Raw genomic sequence first — 23,702 nt, forward strand, 5'->3', positions numbered from 1 at the left:
GTGGCCCGGATGTACTGCGGCGCCTTGGGCAAGCGCGGCAACTGCCAGATAGGCGTGAGTGTCAACCTGGTCAGCGACCACGCCTCGGCGGCCGTCGACTGGCGGTTGTTCATCCCTGACAGCTGGGACGATGCCACGGCTGAAGACGACGAACTGCTGGCCGGGGCGATCCGCCGTCGCCGTCGGCGGGCAGGCATCCCCGACGGGGTCCGCCACCGCGAGAAGTGGCGCCAGGCGCTGGAGATGCTCGACGAGGTCCGCGAGCAGTGGGAACTGCCGGATCTGCCGGTGGTCGCCGATGCCGGTTACGGCGACGCCACCGGCTTCCGTCTGGGCCTGACCGAGCGTGGCCTGGCCTACGCGGTCGCCGTCAAGGGCACCACGAGCGCCTACCCGGGCCACGCGCGGCCCGAGCGACCGCCCTACAGCGGCCGAGGCCCCCGACCCCGGCCCGCCTACCCGATACCGCACAGCTCCCTGCGCGATCTCGTCCTGGCCGCGGGACGAGAAGCCGCTCGCACCGTCACCTGGCGCCAGGGCAGCAAGAGCGGCCCGCGCAACCCGCGGGCCGAGATGCGTTCGCGCTTCATGGCGCTGCGTGTGCGTCCGGCCAACCGCGACATCCCCCGTGATGTGGACGGCAGTCTGCCCGAGTGCTGGCTGCTGGCCGAATGGCCCCCCGGCGCCGCCGAGCCCACCGACTACTGGCTGTCGACCCTGCCCGCCGACACCCCGCTGCGCGAACTGGTCCGTATCGCCAAGATCAGATGGCGCATCGAGCACGACTACCGCGAACTCAAGGACGGCCTCGGCCTCGACCACTTCGAAGGCCGCACCTACCTCGGCTGGCACCGCCACGTGACCCTGGCCGCCCTCGCCCAGGCCTTCTGCACCCTGCTCAGGCTCGACCCAAAAGCCCTTGCGCCGGCCTGACCCTCTACGCGGTCCTCCGCGAGTTACAGAAGATCCTGGCCACCTGGACCGGCGCCTGCTCGATATGCGGCCAACCCGCCCCCACTCCCGAACCCCACCACAGGACCTAACAAAGCCCTACTAGTGCCCCGACAGGCAACGTTCGCCCCGTCGCGACGCCCGGCACGCTCCCCCAAGCTCTTCGAGCAGGGGGTACCCCCACTCGCCGCACCGCCCGAAAGCCCAAGTACATCCAGTACGAGGACTTCCGGCCGGCACTCCCCCAGCCTTCGGCCGGGGGGACCCCCAGAGCACGCACCGGACGCCGCTCCTTAACGGGCAAACGTTGCCTGCCGCGGCACTGGCCACGGCCAGGTGGCGTGCAGCGCTGCGTAACGCATACGCGACACCTCGACATGCGGGCCGATCAGTCCCGAGGCCGTACTACCGCAACGCCTCGGAGGCCGACACCTCCGAGTCCGGCGGCTCAGCCACGGAAAGGCGTTGTTCCCTCACGGTGTTCGTGCCGAACACGAGAGTGCTGACGACGATCGCGGCGCCGGCCACGACGAACGGCGTTCCGAGGGAGAACAGGCCGGCGAGGAGGCCGCCCACGAGGGCGTCCGCGGGGACCGTGCCGAATCCGATGAGGCGGTACATGGCGGTCACGCGCCCCATCAGGTCCATCGGCGTGACGCTCTGGCGCAGGCTGCGAGCCACGATGGAGAAGGACACGCCGGCCAGGCCGGTCAGCAGCTGCAGGCCGTAGATCAGCCACACGCTGTGCGTCAGGCCGATCGCCAGCGTGGCCGCACCGGCGAGCACACTGGCGTCGAACATCGTGCCGGTCCGGCCGGCCAGCCGCACCACCCGCGAGGAGAGGGCGGCACCCAGTACCGCGCCGACACCGGTCCCTGTCAGCAGCACGCCGTAGGCGGCAGAGGACACGTCCAGGGCGTCCGTCGCGTAGAGGACGAACGTCGCGCTCGCCGCGCCGACCGACCCGTTGACCACGGCCACCCACAGTGCCATCGAGCGCAGCACGGGCTGGCGGACCAGGAAGCCGAAGCCCTCGACGGCCTCGCGGGTGAGCGAACCACCGGTGCGGGGCGCGGACTTGCGCTCGGGGAGCCGGGTCCGGAGGCGTTCGAAGAGGGCGGCGCTGACCGCGAAACTCGCCGCGTCGACCGCGAACGGCACCCAGCGGCCCACGCCGAACAGCACGCCGCCCAGGGCTGGTCCGGCGAAGTCCTCCCCGACGGACTGGGCGCCGCTGAGCCGGGAGTTGACGTGTTCCAGGCCCTGATCGGCGACGATCTCCGGGGTGAGCGCCTGGAGCGCGGTGTCGGCGAGCAGTTCGGCGATGCCGAGGACGACGGACAGGAGGTACAGGGCCCACAGGGCCATGGTGTCGGTGGCGACCAGCGCGACGAGGACGACGACCAGGAGCAGCCGGGTGAGCTGGACGCTGCGGACCAGCGAGATCCGGTCGACGCGGTCGACGAACGCACCGACATGCATACCGAACACCAGCTGCGGCACCTTCAGGGCCGCGGTGAGACCCGCCACGGCGACCGGGTCGCGGGTCAGTGCCACGGCGAGCAGCGGGAACGCCGACATGCGGACGCCGTCCCCGATGCTGGACGTCGCGGCGGACGTCCACAACAGGGTGGCGAGCCGGGCCCTCCTCACCGGTTCGGTCCTGCGGCGGCGCCGGTGGCGTCCGTCTCGGCCGCCCACCAGACGGGCGAAGCGGCGTAACCGCTGCGGGGGTTGATGTTGAGGGTGGTGTCGCCGTTGATGGCGTAGCGCCGCAGAACCCCGACCGCGGTGCCGCCGACGATGAAGCAGCCGTCGACGCTGACCGTCTCGGTGGTGACCTCCTCCAGCGCGCGATCAGTGTGCGTGACGGTGACGGCGTCGGGCACGAAGAGTTCCTGGACGACCCACCAGGCGCCGGCCCGACCGTCGGCCACGGCGCCCTCCACCAGGGCGCGCCAGGCGTCGTCGGCCACCTCGCGGCCGATGACGACACCGCGGCCGCCGTGTCCTCGTACGGGTTTGAGCAGCAGCTCCTCGCGGTGGGCGACGACGTACGGCACCAGGTCGATCTGGCGCTCGTCGCGGTAGGTATCGCGCGGCTCGACGACGCGGGTCCACGGCACGCTGCGCCGTACCCGGGCGGCCAGGTCCGCGTCGATGCCGCCGACGACCTCCTCGTCGGTCAGCACCGACAGCACCGCCTTGGACGCCAGCGTCTCGCCGCGGTAGCCGGTGAACAGGCCGACGACGCCCGCCCGCGCCGCCTCGAACAGCACGCGCAGCTTCTCCTGCTCGCGGGCGTTGTCCTGGGCCGGGGACTCGAAGCACCGGTAGACCAGTCCGATCGGGCGGCCCTGATAGGTGACCGCTTCGGAGCCGAACTCCAGGTCCTCGACCGCGCAGTACACAGCCTCCACGCCGAGCCGGGCCAACTCCGCGACGAACAGGTCGTACTGCCAGCTCAGCGGGCCCTCGTCACGCTCGTGGGCCCAGTAGCAGATGGCGAAGAGGCCGTCGTCGCGGCGGATCTCGCCCGACACGCCCTTGAGCAGGGCGGGCATGGCCGGGGACGGGGCGACGGGCCGGTCGGCACCGGTCTCCAGCAGCCGTTCCTGCGTGCGGGCCAGGATGTCGTGCAGCCCGAAGAGCCCCGCCGGGGAGTCGCTGTTGACCTCGACGACCAGGGTGCGCCCGCCGGACGTGATGACGTCGGGCCGGGCTATCGTCGCCCAGTCCTGGTGCGGCTGGTGGCCCAGCAGGACACCTCCTCGGGGGTGGCCCTGCACAGCGCGCCCAGCCGGGCGATGTCGCCCCCGCACACGTCGCGCAGGACGGCGTCGAGCCCGGCGAACACGTCGGTGCACGCCGACTCCAACCGCCGCAGCAGCGCGGGCGGTTCGACCGAGGGCCGGGTGACGAAACGCTCCTCGGCATACGGGGAGGACACCGCTCGTAGGTCGTGGAGCGCGGCGTCGATCGCCGCCCGGCGGGTGGGGAAGCGAGAAGTCATCCTTGGTCTCCCTGCGTCGTCGCGTCGTCGTTCCGTTTCGCCCCGGCCGGGGCGGCCGTCAGGATGCCGTGACCGCCGGGCACAGGTGCGTGGCGGCGAACCGCTCGATCGCGGTGTGCGCCCGCTCCGGCTGGTCCCACAGCACCTGATGGCTGGCCCCCTCGACGACGCACAGCTCACCCAGGCCCGGCGGCAGGGCGTCGACGGCCTCGGCGGCGACCGCGGGCGGCACCAGCGGGTCGAGTTCGCCGACCATGACGAGGACCGGTGAGCGGGCCGCGGCCAGCCCGGGGCGCAGGTCGAGCCGGTCGAGGGCGGGGATGAAGTGCGCGTTGACCTCTGGCGTGGCGATGCGCCGCGCACGTGCCCGGGCGAGCCGCGCGTCGGGCGGGCGGCGCGCGGACAGCGGGGCGCACACCTCGGCCCAGTCGCGCTCCGCCTCCGCGGACCGGTCGGTCAGGGAGCGCCGCATGACCTCGGCGGCCCGGTCGCCGCCGAGGTCGCGGTACCGCTGGACGATCTCGTCGTGGCCGGCCTGGCGCGGGCTGCTGCCCACCAGGACGGCACCGCCGGGCTGTTCCGGATGACGCGCGAGGTAGTGCTGCACGACGAAGCCGCCGAAGGACGTGCCGAGCACCAGCGGGCGGTGCAGGCCTAGGACGTCGATCAACTCCGCGACGTCGTCGGCCCATTCGTCGAGGTTCCAGGTGGCGGGGCCGGCGTGGTCACTGCGCCCGTGGCCTCGCTGGTCCGGCACGACGACCTGCGCCCACGACCGCGCAGGCTCCATGGTGAGCCGCAGCACGCCCGCGTCGATGCCCGGCCCGCCGTGCAGGGCGACGACGGCCGGGCGGCGGGTGTCGCCCTCCCATTCCTCGCCGAGAACGGAGACGTGGAGGCGGAGGTCACGGACCCGGACACGCATCAGGAGCTCCCGGAAGGTCGGGCGACCACCTCGAAGGAGAAGCGGTCGGGAATCATGCTGGACCGGACGTCCGGCGCGGACGGCGCGGTCACAGTGGTCACCACCACCGCACGGTCGATCACCGAGGCGGCTGTCAGCAACTGTGCCCTGCCGAGCCGTCCGCCCAGGCACCAGCGGCTGCCGCCCCCGAAGGGGAAGTAGGCGCCGGGGCCGGGACTGAGGTTCTCCCAGCGTCCCGGCTCGTAGTGCGACGGGTCGGTGTAGACGGCGGGATCGCGGTGGCTGACGTACGGCGAGACCATCACGGCGCAGTCGGCGGGGATGCGCCAGCCCGCGCACAGCTGCTCGCGGTCGGTCTCGCGGAACAGCATCCAGGTCGGGGGCCACAGCCGCAGCGACTCGTCGACGGCGTGCGCCACTTTCGTCGGGGACAGCGGGCCGCCCTCGGGCTGTCTGCCGGGGGCGCTCAGGCCGGCGATGATCCAGGTGATCCCGCAGCTCGGGGTCGTCCCGGCCCAGGCACAGCTGGGCGAAGGCCCGCGAGCCGGGCTCTGAGCTCTTCAGGGGGTGACGAGGTCGCCCGTGTCCACCGGCGCCGTGGCGTTGGCCGCGCGTCCGGCGTCGCCCGCGACCTCGTCCGCCGTCAGCACGTACCCCGTCTCCGGGTCCGACGTCGAGCGGGCGAAGACGACACCGTAGACCTGGCCGTCCGTGGTGAGCAGCGGGCCGCCGGAGTTGCCGGGCAGGACGGTGGAGCGGATCGAGTAGATGTCCCGGGTGACCGTGTCCGTGCTGTAGATGTTCTGGCCCGTGGCCCGGATCCGGGCGGCGACCGTGGCGGCCCGCAGCGTCAGATCGCCGTCCTCCGGATACCCCGCGACCACGGCCGCGTCGCCGCGCTTGGCGCCGCCGTCGAAGCGCAGGACGGGCGCGCGCAGCCCCGGCACGTACAGCACGGCCACGTCCCGGTCCGGGTCGAAGAGCACCACCCGGGCCGGGTACGCCGGGCCGACACCGCCGACCTGGACCGTCGGGTGGTCGATGCCCGCCACCACATGGGCGTTGGTCATGACGTGCCCCGCCGCGTACACGAAGCCGCTGCCCTCGCGGCCCTGGGCGCCGACGGCGCCCTCGATCTTCACCGTGCTGAGCTTGGCGGCGTTCGTCGCGCTCGGTGTGACGTTGTCCCCCGAGGGCCTGGGCACCCCGGCCGTCGGCTCGTTCTCGAACGGGTTGAAGACCTGGGGGAAGCCCGCCTGGGCGAGCGCGGTCGTGGCGCGCGAGAACCAGGCCGGGGTGGTGTCCGGCATCACCTTCTGCACGGAGCCCAGCAGCCGCGAGTCCCGGATCGAGTCCGTGACCAGCGGGGAGGAAGAGGCGCCCAGCACACTCGCGGCCACCCAGGCCACCAGCAGCACGGCCACCGTGTTGGCCGCCGCCCCGCCGATCCCGTCGGCCACCCGCAGCGGCCCGTGGTCCAGCTCGCGCCGCAGCTTCAGCGCGAGACGTCCCGCCAGCCCGTGGCCCACCACCGCCGGGACCAGCACGGTGAACACCGCGGTGACCGTCGCCGCCGTCGTCCCCCGCGTCACCAGGTGCATCACCCACGGCAGGATCCACACCCCGAGGACGGCCCCGCCCACGAAGCCGGCCAGGGAGACACAGCCGGCCACCAGCCCGCGCCGGTAGCCGGACGCCGCGTAGGCCAGGATGACCAGCATCAGCAGGATGTCGAGCAGGTCCACGGAGCCGCCTTTCTCTAGGACCCCTTAGTACGCGCCGCAGGGGCCCAGTGATCAGCCACGCGCGGGGGCGCCGGAAATCGTGTGCGCGTCGACCTGTGAAAACGCACCGGACCGGGACAATGGTTCCGCCAGGTGGCACAGCGCACATCGCACAGCCGGCGGGACCGGCCGAGAGTGGGGTCATGCGCGTCCTGCCAAGAGCCAGACCGGTGCGACCACCGTGCCTGCGGATTCCGGGGTCCGCCCTGCTGCTGCTCGGCGCTCTGCCCGGGTTCGCCGCCTCCCTCACCCTGATGACGTGCCCGTCCCGGGTCGAGCAGGCGGTGACGGCCCTGCGCCCGCATCCGGTCGAGGCCCGGTCCGCCGTCCTGCACGCGGCCCCCCGGCCGCGGATCATGCCGCGAACGGCCTGGGCGCGCGGGGGCAGGCCGAACCAGCCGCCGCCCCGCTACGACGACAAGGTCATCGCGGTCTTCGTGCACCACACCGCCTCGCCCAACCGCTACGACTGCGCCGACGTGCCCCGCATCATCAGGGCGCTGTACGCGGGCCAGATCGGCTACCGCCGGTGGGACGACATCGGCTACAACTTCCTCGTCGACCGCTGCGGCAGGATCTACGAGGGCCGCGCGGGCGGCACCGAGCGTCCCGTCACCGGCGCCCACACCCAGGGCTTCAACCACCGCACCGCCGGCATCGCCGCCATCGGCACCTTCACGGCGGGCGTGCCCGTGCCCCGGGCCATGACGGAGGCGATCGCCGCCCTGGCCGCGTGGAAGCTGGGCCTCGCGGACATCGACCCGCGCACCAAGGTCCGGCTCGTCTCCAGCAACGGCAAGAGCCGCTACAAGGAGGGCGCCACCGTCCTGCTGCCCGCCCTCGCGGGCCACAAGGACGGCTATGCGACCAACTGCCCCGGCGCGGCCCTCAGCGCCCTCCTCCCGGCGATCAGGGACCGGGCGGCGCATCTCCAGGGCAGACGGTGACCGGCCGGGCCCGCAAGGCCGGGGGAAACGCCCGCAGAGCGCCACGCCGCCCACGGCGTCCGCCCTCGACCGGGCCCGGCCGGACGCCGCCGCACCACACGGCCGGGCCCGGCCGGGAGCCGGGGACGGCCGGCCGGTGTCGGTCAGTCCGTGAACCGGACCCGGCGAGGAAGCCACCGCGCGTCCGCACCGTCAGTCAGTCCTTGAAGCGGTCCCACAGCCGGGGATAGCGCTCGGCGAGCACGGACTCGTTCTCCAGGTCGAACGGTGTCCCCTCCGGCTCGGAGGCCGTGGGCGGGATGCCCAGGTCGGGCGCCACGGTCCCGGTGAGCTGCTCGTACGCCTCGTCCGCGGCGTAGCCCAGTTCCTCGCCGTCCCCGTCCACCTCCTCGTCGAAGTCCCCCAGCAGACCGGCGAGCGCGTCGGGGTCGTGCAGGGCTCCCTCGAAGACCTCCCGGCCCTGGCCGATCAGCCAGCACCGGAAGAAGTCGAACGCGTCGTCGCTCGCCCCGTCGAGCAGCACCCAGGCGGCGCCCCACAGGTCCCAGCGGTAGGCGCGGTTGTAACGGCACTCGAAGTGGCGGGCGAAGTCCAGCACGGTGTCCGGGTCCAGTCGCAGCAGCCGTGCGACGAGCTGGTCGGCCTGCTCGTCGGGGTCGCCCCCGGCGGCCTCCCGGCTCGCGTCCACCAGCTCCCAGAACTCCGTCTCGTCCATCACGGGACCAGCATCGGCCCTCGGCGGGCGGGGCGCACGTGGAGTGCGGCGGGATGTCACCGGTCGTAGAGCCGGGCGAGCCGCAGCGCGTCCCGCGCGAAACGGGCGCGCAGTTCCGGAGGCGACACCACCTCGACCTCCGGCCCCAGCGCCGTGAGTTGTGTGTGCGCGACCTCCTCGGACTCCACCGGCAGGGGCACCGTCACCCACCCCTGCCCGTCCGGCGCGCCCGCGGCCGCCAGCGCGGCACGGGCCGACGCGGGATCCACGGCGTGCGGCAGTCTGCGCACGCCCTCCCCGGACAACCGCACCACGACCTCGGCCCGCAGGAGGGACTGCGCGAACTGTTCGGCCCGCTCCGCCCAGAAGGCGGGCAGATCGAACCCCTCGTCCCGCGCGAACCGCTCCGCACCGGGGACCACGGCCGTGCAGCGGTCGACGCGGTACACCCGGAAGACCTGGGCCTCGGCCACCCGCGCGCACAGGTACCACACCCCCGCCTTGAGCACGAGCCCGTACGGTTCCAGCTCCCGCTCCGCCTCGCCCGCGCCGCGCCGGTAGCGCGCGGTGATCCGCCGGTCGTCCCAGACCGCGTCCGCGATCTGGGGCAGCAGCGGCGGGGTCGCCGGCTCCGCGAACCAGGCGGGCGCGTCCAGATGGAACCGCTGCGCCGCCGTACGGGAGGCGTCGCGCAGGGAGGGGAGCAGCGCCGCGGACACCTTCAGCCGGGCCGCGGAGGCCGCGTCCTGAAGGCCCATCTCGCGCAGCGCCCCCGGCACCCCGCTGAGGAACAGCGCCTCGGCCTCGCCGCGGGCGAGCCCGGTCAGCCGGGTGCGGTAGCCGCCCACGAGCCGGTAGCCCCCGGCCCGCCCGCGGTCCGCGTACACCGGGACCCCCGCCTCCGAGAGGGCCTGCGCGTCCCGGGTGACGGTCCGCTCGGACACCTCGAGCTCACGGGCCAGCTCGGCCGCGGTCATCGAGGTCCGGGACTGGAGCAGCAGGACCATTTTGATCAGACGGGCGGCACGCATGCGGCCATCATGCCCCCGGCCACCGACAGCGAAGGGGTACGGCAGCCGCCGTACCCCTTCGCCCTCACCCTTCACGGCCCTTACAGGCCGTACTTCTCCCGGGCCTCCTTCACGGCCGTCGCCTTGATCTCGCCGCGCCGGGCGAGCTGGGCGAGGGCCGCGACCACGATCGACGGGGCGTCGACGCCGAAGTGGCGCCGGGCGGCCTCACGGGTGTCCGAGAGGCCGAAGCCGTCGGCGCCCAGCGAGGTGTAGTCCTGCTCCACCCACTGCGCGATCTGGTCCGGGACCTGGCGCATGTAGTCGGACACCGCGAGCACCGGGCCCTCGGCGCCCTGGAGCGCCTGCCGGACGTACGGCACCCGCTCCTCGCCCCGCAGCAGCGCCGCGTCCGCCTCCATGGCGTCCCGGCGCAGCTCGCCCCAGGACGTCGCCGACCACACGTCCGCCGCGACGCCCCACTCCTCGGCGAGCAGCTTCTGTGCGTCGAGCGCCCAGTGGATCGCGGTCCCGGAGCCCAGCAACTGGATGCGCGGGGCGATGGGGGCACCTCCCTGCTCGAGCGAAGCCGAGAGCTCGGGGGAAACCGGGGACAGGCCCGCAGACTCGGCGGTGTTGTAGCGGTACAGGCCCTTGACGATGCCCTCGTCGATACCGAGGCCGGACGGCTTCGCGGGCTGCGGCAGCGGCTCGTTGTAGACCGTGAGGTAGTAGAAGACGTTCGGGTCCTCGCCCGGCGCGCCCTCGCCGTACATCCGGCGCAGGCCGTCCTTCACGATCACGGCGATCTCGTACGCGAAGGCCGGGTCGTAGGCCAGCGCGGCCGGGTTGGTGGCCGCGATCGCCGGGGAGTGGCCGTCGGCGTGCTGGAGGCCCTCGCCCGTCAGCGTCGTACGGCCGGCGGTGGCGCCGACGAGGAAGCCGCGGCCGAGCTGGTCGCCGAGCTGCCACATCTGGTCGGCGGTGCGCTGCCAGCCGAACATCGAGTAGAAGATGTAGAAGGGGATCATCGCCTCGCCGTGCGTCGCGTACGACGTCGACGCGGCGATGAAGTCGGCCATCGAACCGGCCTCGGTGATCCCCTCGTTGAGGATCTGGCCGTTCTTGGCCTCCTTGTAGAACATCAGCTGGTCACGGTCGACCGGCTCGTACGTCTGGCCCTTCGGCGAGTAGATGCCGAGGGACGGGAAGAGCGACTCCATGCCGAAGGTGCGCGCCTCGTCCGGGACGATCGGCACCCAGCGCCGGCCCGTCTCCTTGTCGCGGACCAGGTCCTTGACCAGGCGGACGAAGGCCATGGTGGTCGCCACGTTCTGGGAGCCGGAACCCTTGTCGAAGGACGCGAACGCCTTCTCGGCCGGGGCGGGCAGCGGCGCGAGAGGGTGGACGCGGCGGGCCGGGGCCGGACCGCCGAGGGCCGCGCGGCGCTCCTGGAGGTAGCGGACCTCGGGGGAGTCGGTGCCCGGGTGGCCGTAGGGCACCACGCCGTCGGCGAACCGCGCGTCCGGGATCGGCAGCTCCAGCAGGTCGCGCATCACCTTGAACTCGTCCACCGTCAGCTTCTTCATCTGGTGGTTGGCGTTCTTCGACGCGAAGCCCGTGCCGAGGGTGTGGCCCTTGACCGTCTGCGCCAGGATCACCGTCGGGGCGCCCTTGTGCTCCAGGGCGGCCTTGTAGGCGGCGTACACCTTGCGCGGCTCGTGACCGCCGCGCGAGAAGTGGAAGCAGTCGAGGATCTTGTCGTCGCTCAGCAGCTTCGCCATCTCGACGAGCGCCGGGTCCTTGCCGAAGAAGTCCTCGCGGATGTAGGCGGCGTCGCGGGTCTGGTACGTCTGGACCTGCGCGTCCGGTACCTCGCGCAGCCGGCGGACCAGCGCGCCCGTGGTGTCGAGGGCGAACAGCTCGTCCCAGGCGCTGCCCCACAGCGACTTGACGACGTTCCAGCCGGCGCCGCGGAACTGGGCCTCCAGCTCCTGCACGATCTTGAAGTTGGCGCGGACCGGGCCGTCGAGGCGCTGCAGGTTGCAGTTGATGACGAAGGTGAGGTTGTCCAGCTCCTCGCGGGCGGCCAGCGCGAGCGCGGCCGTCGCCTCCGGCTCGTCCATCTCGCCGTCGCCGAGGAAGGCCCAGACATGGGACGCCGAGACGTCCTTGATGCCGCGGTTGGTGAGGTAGCGGTTGAAGCGCGCCTGGTAGATCGCCGACAGCGGGCCGAGACCCATGGAGACGGTGGGGAACTCCCACAGCCAGGGCAGGCGGCGCGGGTGCGGGTAGGAGGGCAGGCCGTTGCCGCCGGCCTCCCGGCGGAAGTTGTCGAGGTGGTGCTCGTCCAGCCGGCCGTCGAGGAAGGCGCGGGCGTAGATCCCGGGGGAGGCATGGCCCTGGATGTAGAGCTGGTCGCCCGAGCCGTCGCCCTCCTTGCCCCGGAAGAAGTGGTTGAAGCCGGTCTCGTAGAGCCAGGCGGCCGAGGCGAAGGTGGCGATGTGGCCGCCGACGCCGTACTTGCTGCCGCGGGTCACCATCGCGGCCGCGTTCCAGCGGTTCCAGGCGGTGATCCGGGCCTCCATCGCCTCGTCACCGGGCACGGCCGGTTCGGCGGCGGACGGGATGGTGTTGACGTAGTCCGTCTCGAGCAGCTTCGGCAGCGGGACGCCGGTGCCCTCGGCGCGCTCCAGCGTGCGGCGCATCAGATACGCGGCACGGTACGGCCCGGCCGCCTCGGTGACGGCGTCCAGGGAGGCCTGCCATTCGGCGGTCTCCTCGGGGTCGCGGTCCGGGAGCTGGTCGAGCTCGCTCGGCTGGATGGCCTTGGGGTCGGTCATGTCGCCGCCTTCCTCAGTCGAAGGGGGTTCCCTCATCGGTAAGGGTCGGGGGTGCCCTTGGTCTTTGGCAGGACAGGGCTGCGGACTTCGGTGGAAGTCCGTCGGCGACTGTAACTCCTTGATCGATGATCGATCAAAGGGGCGAGGGGCAAAACCTCTTGATTCCGAGAAAGTCGGCACGCGGTGCCTTCGAATGAGACACCGAGTGTCGCCTTTTTCCCTGGTTTTCGCAGGTCGTGTGTGTCCGAGCGGGGGAGCGCTCCGGTGTGCTCTCAGGCCCGCGGGGCGCACCCCAGCACATGTGCCTTCACGATCTCCGCGATACCCGGGTCACGCCGCTGGAACGCGGCCACCAACTCGTCGTGCTCCTCCGCGTACGACTGCTGCACCGTCCCCAGCCAGCGGATCGACAGGGCCGTGAACACCTCGATGCCGAGACCCTCCCAGGTGTGCAGCAGCACCGAGTTCCCGGCCGCCCGCACCAGCTCCCGGTGGAAGGCCACCGTGTGCCGCACCTGCGCCGTCCCGTCCGCCCTGCGGTCCGCCTCGTAGAGGGCCGCGACATGCGGCTCCAGGGCCGAGCAGTCCTCCGCCAGCCGTGCGGCCGCCAGCTCCGCGGCGATGGCCTCCAGACCGGCCCGGACGGGGTAGCTCTCCTCCAGGTCGGCGGCCGTCAGGTTCCGCACCCGTACACCCTTGTTGGGTGCCGACTCGATCAGCCGCAGCGACTCCAGCTCCCGCAGCGCCTCCCGCACCGGCGTCTGGCTGACCTCCAGCTCCGTGGCGATCCGTCGCTCCACGATCCGCTCGCCCGGCTTCCAGCGCCCGCTGACGATCCCCTCCACGATGTGCTCGCGGATCTGTTCGCGCAGCGAGTGGACGACGGGCGCGGTCATGAGGGCTCCTCAGTCGGGGCGTGCGACCTTTAGACAATACGGCCGCCAGTCCCTGCGGGAAGAGCGCATGCGGGCGCTTTCCCCGCAGGTGAGACAAGGCTTACACACCGCCCGGGCCCGCAGACACGGGCGCCCCCGCCCGGAGACTTCCGGACGGGGGCGCCGTGGTACTGGTCACCTGTCGGTGGCCCGGAGGCCCGGCTCGGCCTCGTGCAGATCCTCGGCCCCGGTCAGAGCCCGAGCTCGACCTCGAACTCGCCGGCCTCCAGGATCGCCTTGACCGCGGTCAGGTAACGGGCGGCGTCGGCGCCGTCCACCAGACGGTGGTCGTAGGAGAGGGTCAGGTAGGTCATGTCGCGGACGCCGATGACCGTGCCCTCCTCGGTCTCGATGACCGCCGGGCGCTTGACCGTGGCACCGATGCCGAGGATCGCGACCTGGCCCGGCGGCACGATGATCGTGTCGAACAGCGCGCCGCGCGAACCGGTGTTGCTGATGGTGAAGGTCGCGCCGGACAGCTCGTCCGGGGTGATCTTGCTGGCCCGGACCTTGCCCGCCAGCTCGGCCGTGGCCTTGGCGATGCCCGCGATGTTGAGGTCACCGGCGTGCTTGATGACCGGGGTCATCAGGCCCTTCTCGGAGTCCACCGCGATACCGACGTTCTCGGTGTCGAAGTAGGTGATGGTGCCCTCGGCCTCGTTGATCCTGGAGTTGATGACCGGGTGGGCCTTCAGCGCCTGGGCCGCCGCCTTCACGAAGAACGGCATCGGGGAGAGCTTGACGCCCTCGCGGGCCGCGAACGCGTCCTTGGCCTGGGCGCGCAGACGCATCAGGCGGGTCACGTCGACCTCGACCACCGAGGAGAGCTGGGCCTGCTCGCGCAGGGCCTTGACCATGTTGTCGCCGATGACCTTGCGGATCCGCGGCATCTTCACGGTCTGGCCGCGCAGCGGGGAGGCCTCCAGAACCGGGGCCTTCTTCGCGGCCGGAGCGGCGGGGGCCGGAGCCGCGGCCGGGGCGGCCGCGGCGGCCTTCGCGGCCTCGGCGGCGGCGAGGACGTCCTGCTTGCGGATGCGGCCGCCGACGCCGCTGCCCTTGACGGTGGACAGGTCGATGCCGTTCTCGGCGGCGAGCTTGCGCACCAGCGGGGTCACATAGGCACCCTCGTCGGTCGGCTGCGCGGCGGGCACCACGGGCGCCGGGGCCGGGGCGGCGGGCGCGGCCGGAGCCGGGGCGGCAGCGGCGGGGACCGCCGGAGCGGCCGGAGCCGGAACAGCGGGCGCCGGAACAGCGGGAGCCGGGGCCGGGACGGCGGGCGCGGCCGGAGCCGCGGCGGCAGCGGCGGGCGCCGGAGCGGCCGGGGCCGGAGCGGCTACGGGAGCGGCACCCGGCTGGCCGATGACGGCGAGCTTGGCGCCGACCTCGGCGGTCTCGTCCTCGCCGACCACGATCTCCAGGAGCACGCCGGAGGCGGGCGCCGGGATCTCGGTGTCGACCTTGTCCGTGGAGACCTCGAGCAGCGGCTCGTCGGCCTCGATGGAGTCGCCGACCGACTTCAGCCAGCGGGTGACGGTGCCCTCGGTGACCGACTCGCCGAGCGCGGGCAGGACCACGTCCGTTCCCGGGGCGCCACCGGCCGGAGCGGCGGGGGCGGCAGCCGGGGCCGGAGCGGCCGGGGCCTCGGCGACCGGGGCCGGGGCGACCGGGGCCGGGATGGGCTCGGCGGCCGGGGCGGGAATCTCGGCGGCGGCCGGGGCCGGAGCCGCGGCGGGGGCGCCCGTGCCGTCGTCGATGACGGCCAGCTCGGCGCCGACCTCGACGGTCTCGTCCTCGGCGACCTTGATGGAGGTCAGGACACCGGAGGCGGGGGCGGGGATCTCGGTGTCGACCTTGTCGGTCGAGACCTCGAGCAGCGGCTCGTCGGCTTCGACGCGCTCGCCTTCGGCCTTGAGCCAGCGGGTGACGGTGCCCTCGGTGACGCTCTCACCGAGCGCCGGAAGGGTTACGGAAACCGGCATGGTTTCGGTTGCTCCTTACGAAGTGCGGAAGTCTGTGAAATCGCGTTCGTCGACCGAGGGTCAGTCGTGCATGTGGAGAGGCTTGCCGGCCAGGGCCAGGTGAGCCTCGCCGAGCGCCTCGTTCTGCGTCGGGTGGGCGTGGATGAGCTGGGCCACCTCGGACGGCAGCGCCTCCCAGTTGTAGATCAGCTGGGCCTCGCCGACCTGCTCGCCCATGCGGTCGCCGACCATGTGGACACCGATCACGGCGCCGTCCTTGACCTGGACGAGCTTGACCTCGCCCGCGGTCTTCAGGATCCGGCTCTTGCCGTTGCCGCCGAGGGGGAACTTGATGGAGACGACCTTGTCCGCGCCGTAGATCTCCTTGGCCTTGGCCTCGGTGATACCGACGGAGGCGACCTCCGGCTGGCAGTACGTGACCCGCGGCACGCCGTCGTAGTCGATCGGGACGACCTTCAGGCCGGCCAGCCGCTCCGCCACCAGGATGCCCTCGGCGAAGCCGACGTGCGCGAGTTGGAGCGTCGGGACCAGGTCACCGACGGCGGAGATGGTGGGGACGTTGGTGCGCATGTACTCGTCGACCAGGACGTAGCCGCGGTCCATGGCGACGCCGGCCTCCTCATAGCCCAGGTTCTGGGAGACCGGGCCGCGGCCGACGGCGACGAGGAGGATCTCGGCCTCGAACTCCTTGCCGTCGGCGAGGGTGACCTTCACACCGTCCTGGGTGTACTCGGCCTTCTGGAAGAAGGTACCCAGGTTGAACTTGATGCCGCGCTTGCGGAAGGCGCGCTCAAGAAGCTTGGAGGAGTTCTCGTCCTCGACCGGGACGAGGTGCTTCAGGCCCTCGATGACCGTGACGTCGGCACCGAAGGACTTCCAGGCGGAGGCGAACTCGACGCCGATGACGCCGCCGCCGAGGATGATCGCGGACTGGGGCACGCGGTCCAGGACGAGGGCGTGGTCCGAGGCGATGATGCGGTTGCCGTCGATCTGGAGGCCGGGCAGCGACTTCGGCACGGAACCGGTCGCCAGGAGGACGTGGCGGCCCTGGATCCGCTGACCGTTCACATCGACGGAGGTCGGGGAGGACAGCCGGCCCTCGCCCTCGATGTAGGTCACCTTGCGGGAGGCGATCAGGCCCTGGAGACCCTTGTACAGGCCCGTGACGACCTCGTCCTTGTACTTATGGACGGCCGGGACGTCGATGCCCTCGAAGCTGGCCTTGACACCGAACTGCTCGCTCTCACGGGCCTGGTCGGCGACCTCGCCCGCGTGCAGCAGAGCCTTGGTGGGGATGCAACCCTTGTGCAGGCAGGTGCCGCCGACCTTGTCCTTCTCGATCAGGGCGACGTCCAGACCCAGCTGCGCCCCGCGCAGGGCCGCGGCGTAACCACCGCTACCACCGCCGAGGATCACTAGGTCGAAAACGGTGCTGGCGTCGTTCGCCACGTCACGTCCTCCATGCATGTGCGCCGTGCGCCGGTCTCCGATGACCGGCAGGCGGCTGGTGTCCGGCCGCTTGTTGCTTCGGCCCTTCGGTGGGGGCCCTGTCCTGCCGAGACCCCATCTTTGCACTTGTCGGCGGATCAGGGGACGCCGGGCCGAGGTCTGAGACGTCGGATCCATCACGTCGGGAGGTCGCGGCCGCCCCGCCCGAGCGGATTTCGTCGAGGGCGTAACGCCCGCACGGCCGGGAGCACGGCCCGGGGAGCAGGCCGGGTCACGCGCGAGGCCCGCCCGTCCTGCGGCGACGAGGCACGGAGACGGCGGCGGTGCGGGGCGCCCCGGGATCGCGGTGGCGAGGGCACCTTGGGGGTGCGCTGACGAGGGCGGCCCCCGGGTGCCGTGGCATCCGGGGGCCGCCCTCGTGGTGTGCCTGCCGTACGGCCAGGCGTCAGCCGAGGTCGCCCGCGGCGGTCAGCTCCGCGAGCCGCACCAGGGTGCGGACCGCCGAGCCCGTGCCGCCCTTCGGGGTGTAGCCGAAGGGGGCCTGCTCGTTGAAGGCCGGGCCGGCGATGTCGAGGTGGGCCCAGGTGATGCCCTCGCCGACGAACTCCTTCAGGAACAGACCGGCGACCAGGCCGCCGCCCATCCGCTCGCCCATGTTGGCGATGTCGGCCGTCGCGGAGTCCATGCCCTTGCGCAGGTGCTCCGGCAGCGGCATCGGCCAGGACTCCTCGCCGACCTCGGCGGCGGTCTCGTGGATCGCGGTGCGCAACGCGTCGTCGTTCGCCATGATCCCGAAGGTGCGGCTGCCGAGCGCCAGCACCATGGCGCCGGTCAGGGTCGCGACGTCCACGATCGCGTCCGGGCTCTCCTCCGACGCCGCCCACAGCGCGTCGGCGAGCACCAGACGGCCCTCGGCGTCCGTGTTGAGGACCTCGACGGTCTTGCCGCTGTACATGCGCAGCACGTCGCCGGGGCGGGTCGCCGACCCGGACGGCATGTTCTCGGCCAGGGCGAGCCAGGCGGTGACGTTGACCTCGAGACCGATCCGGGCGGCCGCCACGACCGCGGCGAAGACCGCCGCCGCGCCGCTCATGTCGGACTTCATGGTCTCGTTGTGGCCGGCCGGCTTCAGGGAGATGCCGCCCGAGTCGTAGGTGATGCCCTTGCCGACGAAGGCCAGGTGCTTGCTCGCCTCGGGGTGCGTGTACGACAGCTTCACCAGGCGGGGAGCGGAGGCCGAGCCCGCGCCGACGCCGAGGATGCCGCCGTAGCCGCCCTTGGCCAGCGCCTTCTCGTCGAGCACCTGCACCTTGAGGCCGTGCTCCTTGCCCGCGGTCTGGGCGAGGGACGCGAAGGCCGCCGGGTTCAGGTCGTTGGGCGGCATGTTGATCAGGTCGCGGGCGCGGTTGAGTTCCTCGGTGACCGCGACGGCGCGGTCGACGGCCGCCTTGTGGGCCTTGTCGCGGGGCTTGCCGCCGAGCAGGGCGACCTCGGCGAGCGGGGCCTTGCCGTTCTTGGCGTTCTTGGAGTTCCTGCCGTTCTCCTTGTACGCGTCGAAGGAGTACGCGCCGAGCAGCGCGCCCTCGGCGATGACGCCGGCGTCGGCGGCGTCCGTGAGCGGCAGCGCGAAGACGGCCTTCTTGGAACCGCCGAGCGCACGGGCGGCGGCGCCGGCGGCCCGGCGCAGCGACTCGGCGGCGTAGGCCTCGTCCTTCTCCGGTGCGGGGCCGAGGCCCACGGCCACCACGACGGGGGCCTTGAAGCCGGCGGGCGCGGGCAGCTTCGTCACCTCGCCCTCGGTACCCGAGGCGCCCAGGGTCTCCAGGACAGCGGCGAGCCCGCCGTCGTACGCCTGGTCCACGGCCTCGGCGCCCGGTGCGACGACCGGGCCTGAGGCGCCCTTCGCGACACCGACCACGATCGCGTCGGCGCGCAGGCCGGCGGGCGCAGCGGTGCTGAGAGTGAGAGCAGTCACGGTGGTGAATTCTCGCTTCCGATTGAGTTTCGGTGGCCGAACAGGATGGGGTCGACCGGCCCGGGGCCCGACCCTGGATTGGTCCGATTGTTCGGTCTTCACCTGGGCGGGAATCACCCGGCATGAGCCTACGCGGGGTGGCCGGTCCGCTCAGCGCGGTGGGTGTTCACCTCATCGTCGCGCCCCGGCCGTCTCCCGTCGCCTCCCGGTGACCGGGGTCACACGCGGGAGTTCCGGGGGCGTTCATGGCGCGGAGGCGGTCAGCCCAGGGACAGGACGACGAGCGCGGTCGTCGCCGCCGTTTCCGCGAGGGCGCCGAAGACATCCCCCGTCACTCCGCCGAACCGTCGGACGCAGTGGCGCAGCAGCAGTTCCGCGGCGGCCACCGAGACGACCACCGAGGCCGCCGTGCGCACCGCGCCGTAGGGGCCGAACAGCGCGCCCCCGGCCGCCGCCGCCGCGGTCACGGCGAGTCCCACGGCGAGGGCGCCGCCCACCGGGACCACTCCCGCGACCGCGGCCCCCAGCCCCTCCGGCCGCGCGGCCGGCACCCCGTCGCGCGCGGCCAGCGTGAGGGCGAGCCGCGCGGCGGTCGCCGAGACGACGGCGGCCAGCAGGCCCCGCGTCCAGGAGGCGCCGAAGGCCTGCGCGAGGGCCGCGACCTGGGCGAGCAGGACGAGGACCACCGTGATCACGCCGAACGGCCCGATGTCCGACTGCTTCATGATCCGCAGCGCGTCCTCGGCGGGCTTTCCGCTGCCGAGGCCGTCGGCGGTGTCCGCGAGCCCGTCCAGGTGCAGGCCCCGGGTCAGCGCGGCCGGTACGGCGGCAGTGGCGACGGCGGCCGTCAGCGGACCCGCGCCCAGCAGGAGCAGGACCGCGCCGAGCAGTCCGGCGAGGACGCCGACCACCACTCCGGCGAGCGGCGCGCACACCATTCCGCCGCGTGCGGCCCGACGGTCCCAGCGGGTCACCGTGACGGGCAGCACGGTGAGGGTGCCGAAGGCGAAGCGGAGGCCGTGCGCGTACGGGGTCTTGGACACGGGCGAAGGGTACGTGAGCGGTGCGGCCACCTCGTCGAGGGGCGGCCGGGAGCGGGCACTTCGGGAGCGCACCCGGCTCCCCGTGAGCCGGACGGTTCCCTCGCCGCCGGCCACGCGCCAGTGCCGGGGCGGGCCCGCGCGGCTACCGCCACGACCGCCGCCGGGCGGTCCCCGGCCGAGGGGTTCAGGACCGGATCGGCGGCAGGCCCGACTCACAGGACACCCGGGCGCCCCAGCGCCAGTACCGGACCAGCGCCGACATCCCGCACAGCACCAGCACCGCGGCGATCGCGGCGATGTGCTCCTTGCCCGCGAGGTTCTCCTTGACCAGGAGTTCCCCGGCCATCGCCGCCGTCACCACGCCCGCGGTGAGGTACGCCCGGTACCGCCAGCACAGGAACAGGGCCAGCCCGATCACCGCCGCCGACGGACCGGTGTCGACGACCTGCGCGTCCGTCGGGGGCAGCCCCAGCGGATGATGCGCCCCCCACTGGATGCCCACGCGCGCGTAGAGCGTGCCGGCCAGCGTGGCGACGTACGCGATGCCGAGCGTGCGCCACCAGCCCAGACAGATCTCGGCGATCCCGAACACGCACAGGACCTGCAGGAGCGCCCCCCACACCGGCAGATCGAGGGCCGGTACGAAGAGGGAGAGCGGCGTGCGCAGCAGGGCCGGACCGAGCGGGTCCTCGGCCCGTACGGACCCGATGTGCTGCACGAACCCGAAGCCCCACGACTGGTTCTGCACGAACTGCAGGACCGACGTCAGGCACACGGCCGTCAGCGTCATCGGGACCGCCCGCCAGCTCCGTCGCGCGAGGTCCTGACGCACGGTGACGTACAGCGGTCCCCATTCGGCGCGGGCCAGGCGGGCGAGGGCGTTCATCCAGCGTTCCTCATCGTCCGACGCTCCTCATCCGTGCGACTCCAGATGCTTGCGGTGCAGCCACTTCGGCAGTCCCGGTGCCTCCAGGAACCCCTCGGCGCGCGCCGAGGCGATGCCGATGCGCAGCAGGTCCGCGCTCTTCTCGAAGAGCAGGAACCGGGGCTCCCAGATGGGCCGGTACTTCGCGTTGGCCCGGTACAGCGACTCGATCTGCCACCAGCGCGAGAAGAAGCTGAGCAGCGAACGCCACAGCCTCAGCACCGGTCCGGCACCGAGGCGCGCACCACGTTCGAAGACGGATCGGAACATGGCGAAGTTGAGCGAAACCTGGGTGACCCCGATCTCCGCGGCGCGGCGCAGGAGTTCGATGACCATGAACTCCATCAGTCCGTTGTCCGAGTCGCGGTCACGGCGCATCAGGTCGAGCGACAGCCCGTGCGGTCCCCAGGGCACGAAGGACAGCAGCGCCCGCAGCCGGCCCTCGGCGTCCGCGCACTCCAGCATCACGCACTGCCCGTCCCGCGGGTCGCCGAGCCGCCCCAGCGCCATGCTGAACCCGCGCTCGGTGGCCCCGTCCCGCCAGTCGTCGGCCTTCTGAAGCAAAAGCGCCATCTCGCCCGCGGGGATGTCCTCATGGCGCCGGATGCGCACCGTGTACCCGGCGCGCCGCACCCGGTTGTAGGCCTGGCGGACGGTGCGCATGGCCCGCCCCTCCAGGGTGAACTCGACGACCTCCACGATGGCTTCGTCACCGAGTTCGAGGGCGTCCATCCCGTGGCGCGCGTACACGGTCCCGGCTTCCTCGCTCGCGCCCATCACGGCCGGGATCCAGCCGTGCACCCGGGCCTCGGCGAGCCAGGGCTCGATGGCGCCGGGCCATGCCTCGGGGTCGCCGAGCGGGTCGCCGGAGGCGAGCGAGACACCGCCGACGACCCGGTAGGCGACCGCGGCCTTGCCGGTGGGCGACCAGATCACGCTCTTCTCCCGGCGCAGCGCGAAGTAGCCGAGCGAGTCCCGCTCGCCGTGCCGGGCGAGCAGCGCGCGCAGCCGCTTCTCGTCGTCCTCGGTGAGGGGGTCGACGGCGCGCCGGGAGCGGAAGGCGGCGTACAGCACGGCGAGGACGAGCAGCGTGCTGAACACGTTGATGGTGACGTTGACCCAGTTCGGCGTGGAGACACCGGGGTAGTGCGACTCGTCGGCGGCGACCGAGACCAGCCGCAGGGTGCCGTAGCGCCACCGGTCCAGGAAGGTCGAGCGGTGCGGGTCGTGCGCGGTGTTGGTGACGGTCACCAGGAGCGCGGCGAGCAGCGAGGAGGCGAGCAGGCCGCCGACGGCGACCACGGCGGCGAGCCGGGGGTTGGAGCGGTCGCCCTTGGCGTAGAACTCGCGCCGCCCGAGGAGAAGGGCCCCGACGAAGCCCGCGGTGAGCATCAGCGAGACCCAGTTCTGCGCGTACTGCCGGATCTCCGGGAAGCTCAGGGCGAGGGCGAACAGCAGCAGGAACGGCCCGCTGAGTACGAGGTTGAGGATCCACGCGGCCCGCTTGCGCCGCCGCATGGTGACGGCGAGGAACATCGTGAAGACGCCCGAGGCGAAACCCGCGGTCAGCAGGTACGGGGTGAAGAGGTTCTCCTGGTTGTGCCGCCGTACGTCCTGCCCCAGGGAGACCCATACGGCGGAGAGGAAGTTGATGAAGGTGACGGCGCGCAGATACCAGACGGCGCATGCGGCGGCCCGCCGGGAGGCCCGACTGGACCGCCGCCGCGCCTCGCCCTCCGGCCGAACCGAGCGCTCCTGTTCCATGCTGAAACGGGCATCTCCCATGAAGGGCGATGATATGGGGCGGCCGGGTGTGTGCGGGGGAGCGGTGCGGGGCGGAATCCGGCCGACCTGATCCCCCGGGCCGGCCGTGCGGCCGACTGTCCGTCATGTCCCGTATGTCCGGAGGTTGTTGCCGTGCCCGGCGCTCGTCGCCTGGCCGCTGGCACCGTGCTCGGCGGCTCGTCCGGGCTGCTCGTCGCCCGGCCGTCCGCGTCCTGTCCGGCCGGGCGTAGCGCGCGCTCCTCCCGGGGCGCCCCCGTTACGCGTCGCCCCCGGCCTCCGCGGGCTTCTCCGGAAGTTCCGCCGCCAGCGCGGCGGCGGCCTGCACCAGGGGCAGCGCCAGCAGGGCCCCGGCCCCCTCGCCGACGGTCACGCCGTGGTCGAGGAGCGGCTCCAGTGCCATCCGGTCCAGCGCCTTGGCCTGCGCGGGCTCCCCGCTGTTCTGCCCGGCCAGCCACCAGTCCGGCGCGCGGAACGCGATCCGCTGCGCGACCAGCGCGCACGCCGCCGACACGACCCCGTCCAGGATCACCGGGGTCTTGCGCACGGCGCACTGCAGCAGGAAGCCCGTCGTCGCGGCCAGATCGGCCCCGCCGACCGCGGCGAGCAACTGCACCTGGTCGCCCAGCACCGGCCGGGCCCGCCGCAGCGCGTCCCGTACGGCCGCACACTTGCGCATCCACGCCAGGTCGTCGATCGCGAGACCCCCGCGCCCGGTCACCACGGACGCGTCCGTCCCGCACAGTGCGGCGATCAGCACAGCCGCCGGCGTGGTCCCGCCGACGCTCACGTCGCCGAGGACCACCAGGTCGGTCCCGGCGTCCGCCTCCTCGTCCGCGACCGCGACCCCCGCCCGGAACGCCGCCTCCGCCTCTTCGGGCGTCAGCGCGTCCTCGACGTCGATGCGTCCGCTCCCGCGCCGCACCCGGTGCCGTACGACCTCCGCGGGCAGTTCGTCCGGATCGCAGTCGAGCGCCATGTCGACCACGCGCACGGGCACGTTGAGCTGTCGCGCCAGGATCGCCGCCGGGCTCGCGCCTTCCAGCACCGCCCGCACCAGCCGGTCCGCGCTGCCCGCCGGACGCGCGGACACCCCGAGAGAAGCGACGCCGTGGTCGCCCGCGAACAGCACCACGCGCGGTCGCTCGACCGGCCGGACGGGTACGGCGGACTGTGCGGCCGCCAGCCACTCACCCAGGTCGTCCAGACGGCCCAGTGCCCCGGGCGGCACGATCCGATGCTCCCGGCGCGTCTCCGCGTCGCGGCGCACCCCGCTGTCGGGGCGCTCGATCAGATCGGTGAAGTCGTCGAGATTAAGCGAGCTCATTGGCCGAACAGTACCGGCCCCGATCGAGCGTCGAGGTGCCACGTCGGCGGCACGTCATTGCGCCCTGGAGCGGTGTCCCGTACATACCTTTTGGGCATG

19 protein-coding genes are annotated in these 23,702 nt (G+C 72.7%); 2 read left to right on the plus strand and 17 right to left on the minus strand.

From position 1 onward, the window contains the following. A partial coding sequence (locus ACWD5Q_RS02790) for an IS701 family transposase (RefSeq protein ID WP_451425194.1) occupies positions 1–933 on the plus strand: 933 nt, incomplete at its 5' end. Positions 934–1,356: 423 nt separating this feature from the next. Here ACWD5Q_RS02790 and ACWD5Q_RS02795 read toward each other — a convergent pair. The 6 genes from ACWD5Q_RS02795 to ACWD5Q_RS02820 all read right to left on the minus strand — a co-directional run bounded on the left by ACWD5Q_RS02795 (position 1,357) and on the right by ACWD5Q_RS02820 (position 6,634). After that, positions 1,357–2,604 (minus strand): MFS transporter, encoded by a 1,248-nt coding sequence (locus tag ACWD5Q_RS02795; protein ID WP_451425195.1) that lies wholly within the window; start codon positions 2,602–2,604, stop codon positions 1,357–1,359. Beyond that, entirely contained in the window at positions 2,601–3,740 is a 1,140-nt protein-coding gene (locus ACWD5Q_RS02800; RefSeq protein WP_451425196.1) for a hypothetical protein, read from the minus strand. Before ACWD5Q_RS02800 ends, ACWD5Q_RS02795 begins: the two co-directional genes overlap by 4 nt. Next, positions 3,674–3,964, minus strand: a complete 291-nt coding sequence (locus tag ACWD5Q_RS02805; RefSeq protein ID WP_451425197.1) for a hypothetical protein — start codon at positions 3,962–3,964, stop codon at positions 3,674–3,676. Before ACWD5Q_RS02805 ends, ACWD5Q_RS02800 begins: the two co-directional genes overlap by 67 nt. A 58-nt stretch (positions 3,965–4,022) precedes the next feature. Next, positions 4,023–4,889, minus strand: coding sequence for an alpha/beta fold hydrolase (locus tag ACWD5Q_RS02810; RefSeq protein WP_451425198.1), 867 nt, complete (start codon positions 4,887–4,889; stop codon positions 4,023–4,025). Then, positions 4,889–5,308, minus strand: a complete 420-nt coding sequence (locus tag ACWD5Q_RS02815) for a cytochrome P450 (RefSeq protein WP_451425199.1) — start codon at positions 5,306–5,308, stop codon at positions 4,889–4,891. The genes ACWD5Q_RS02810 and ACWD5Q_RS02815 overlap by 1 nt, the downstream gene beginning before the upstream one ends. 141 nt (positions 5,309–5,449) lie before the next feature. Beyond that, positions 5,450–6,634: a MarP family serine protease gene (locus ACWD5Q_RS02820; RefSeq protein WP_451425200.1), complete on the minus strand. Its 1,185-nt coding sequence runs from the start codon at positions 6,632–6,634 to the stop codon at positions 5,450–5,452. A 119-nt stretch (positions 6,635–6,753) separates the two neighbouring features. Here ACWD5Q_RS02820 and ACWD5Q_RS02825 point away from each other — a divergent pair, with 119 nt between their 5' ends. Further along, positions 6,754–7,620, plus strand: coding sequence for a peptidoglycan recognition protein family protein (locus tag ACWD5Q_RS02825; RefSeq protein ID WP_451425201.1), 867 nt, complete (start codon positions 6,754–6,756; stop codon positions 7,618–7,620). Between the two features lie 196 nt (positions 7,621–7,816). Here the strand turns inward: ACWD5Q_RS02825 and ACWD5Q_RS02830 are convergent, their stop codons facing one another. The 11 genes from ACWD5Q_RS02830 to cobT form a co-directional block, all read right to left on the minus strand. Continuing rightward, positions 7,817–8,335, minus strand: a complete 519-nt coding sequence (locus ACWD5Q_RS02830; RefSeq protein ID WP_451425419.1) for a DUF4240 domain-containing protein — start codon at positions 8,333–8,335, stop codon at positions 7,817–7,819. A gap of 56 nt (positions 8,336–8,391) precedes the next feature. After that, complete coding sequence (locus ACWD5Q_RS02835) at positions 8,392–9,366, minus strand: helix-turn-helix transcriptional regulator (RefSeq protein WP_451425202.1); 975 nt, start codon at positions 9,364–9,366, stop codon at positions 8,392–8,394. Positions 9,367–9,446: 80 nt separating this feature from the next. Beyond that, entirely contained in the window at positions 9,447–12,188 is a 2,742-nt protein-coding gene (gene aceE, locus ACWD5Q_RS02840) for a pyruvate dehydrogenase (acetyl-transferring), homodimeric type (RefSeq protein ID WP_451425203.1), read from the minus strand. A 272-nt stretch (positions 12,189–12,460) separates the two neighbouring features. Continuing rightward, the gene (locus tag ACWD5Q_RS02845; RefSeq protein ID WP_451425204.1) at positions 12,461–13,084 is read right to left on the minus strand and encodes a GntR family transcriptional regulator; all 624 of its coding nucleotides are present in this window, start codon (positions 13,082–13,084) and stop codon (positions 12,461–12,463) included. A 230-nt stretch (positions 13,085–13,314) separates the two neighbouring features. After that, positions 13,315–15,102 carry a 2-oxoglutarate dehydrogenase, E2 component, dihydrolipoamide succinyltransferase gene (sucB, locus tag ACWD5Q_RS02850; RefSeq protein WP_451425205.1) on the minus strand — a complete coding sequence of 596 codons (1,788 nt, stop codon included), beginning with the start codon at positions 15,100–15,102 and terminating at the stop codon, positions 13,315–13,317. A 60-nt stretch (positions 15,103–15,162) separates the two neighbouring features. After that, complete coding sequence (gene lpdA, locus ACWD5Q_RS02855) at positions 15,163–16,551, minus strand: dihydrolipoyl dehydrogenase (RefSeq protein ID WP_451425206.1); 1,389 nt, start codon at positions 16,549–16,551, stop codon at positions 15,163–15,165. Positions 16,552–16,996: 445 nt separating this feature from the next. Next, positions 16,997–18,526: a leucyl aminopeptidase gene (locus tag ACWD5Q_RS02860; protein ID WP_451425207.1), complete on the minus strand. Its 1,530-nt coding sequence runs from the start codon at positions 18,524–18,526 to the stop codon at positions 16,997–16,999. Between the two features lie 260 nt (positions 18,527–18,786). Continuing rightward, positions 18,787–19,569 carry an adenosylcobinamide-GDP ribazoletransferase gene (locus tag ACWD5Q_RS02865; protein ID WP_451425208.1) on the minus strand — a complete coding sequence of 261 codons (783 nt, stop codon included), beginning with the start codon at positions 19,567–19,569 and terminating at the stop codon, positions 18,787–18,789. 184 nt (positions 19,570–19,753) lie between these two features. Continuing rightward, entirely contained in the window at positions 19,754–20,455 is a 702-nt protein-coding gene (locus tag ACWD5Q_RS02870; RefSeq protein ID WP_451425209.1) for a hypothetical protein, read from the minus strand. 27 nt (positions 20,456–20,482) lie between these two features. Next, complete coding sequence (locus tag ACWD5Q_RS02875) at positions 20,483–22,258, minus strand: phosphatidylglycerol lysyltransferase domain-containing protein (protein ID WP_451425420.1); 1,776 nt, start codon at positions 22,256–22,258, stop codon at positions 20,483–20,485. Between the two features lie 277 nt (positions 22,259–22,535). Next, the gene (gene cobT / locus ACWD5Q_RS02880; protein WP_451425210.1) at positions 22,536–23,603 is read right to left on the minus strand and encodes a nicotinate-nucleotide--dimethylbenzimidazole phosphoribosyltransferase; all 1,068 of its coding nucleotides are present in this window, start codon (positions 23,601–23,603) and stop codon (positions 22,536–22,538) included. Positions 23,604–23,702: the final 99 nt, after the last annotated feature.

This window comes from Streptomyces sp. NPDC002513, assembly GCF_053595355.1.

Bases quoted from the DNA above. Each gene is read 5' to 3' on its own strand.
- ACWD5Q_RS02830 (WP_451425419.1), bottom strand. From the start codon at position 8,335: ATGGACGAGACGGAGTTCTGGGAGCTGGTGGACGCGAGCCGGGAGGCC.
- ACWD5Q_RS02875 (WP_451425420.1), bottom strand. From the start codon at position 22,258: ATGGAACAGGAGCGCTCGGTTCGGCCGGAGGGCGAGGCGCGGCGGCGG.
- ACWD5Q_RS02825 (WP_451425201.1), top strand. From the start codon at position 6,754: ATGGTTCCGCCAGGTGGCACAGCGCACATCGCACAGCCGGCGGGACCG.
- sucB (WP_451425205.1), bottom strand. From the start codon at position 15,102: ATGCCGGTTTCCGTAACCCTTCCGGCGCTCGGTGAGAGCGTCACCGAG.
- ACWD5Q_RS02845 (WP_451425204.1), bottom strand. From the start codon at position 13,084: ATGACCGCGCCCGTCGTCCACTCGCTGCGCGAACAGATCCGCGAGCAC.
- cobT (WP_451425210.1), bottom strand. From the start codon at position 23,603: ATGAGCTCGCTTAATCTCGACGACTTCACCGATCTGATCGAGCGCCCC.
- ACWD5Q_RS02810 (WP_451425198.1), bottom strand. From the start codon at position 4,889: ATGCGTGTCCGGGTCCGTGACCTCCGCCTCCACGTCTCCGTTCTCGGC.
- ACWD5Q_RS02835 (WP_451425202.1), bottom strand. From the start codon at position 9,366: ATGCGTGCCGCCCGTCTGATCAAAATGGTCCTGCTGCTCCAGTCCCGG.
- ACWD5Q_RS02805 (WP_451425197.1), bottom strand. From the start codon at position 3,964: ATGACTTCTCGCTTCCCCACCCGCCGGGCGGCGATCGACGCCGCGCTC.
- aceE (WP_451425203.1), bottom strand. From the start codon at position 12,188: ATGACCGACCCCAAGGCCATCCAGCCGAGCGAGCTCGACCAGCTCCCG.
- ACWD5Q_RS02870 (WP_451425209.1), bottom strand. From the start codon at position 20,455: ATGAACGCCCTCGCCCGCCTGGCCCGCGCCGAATGGGGACCGCTGTAC.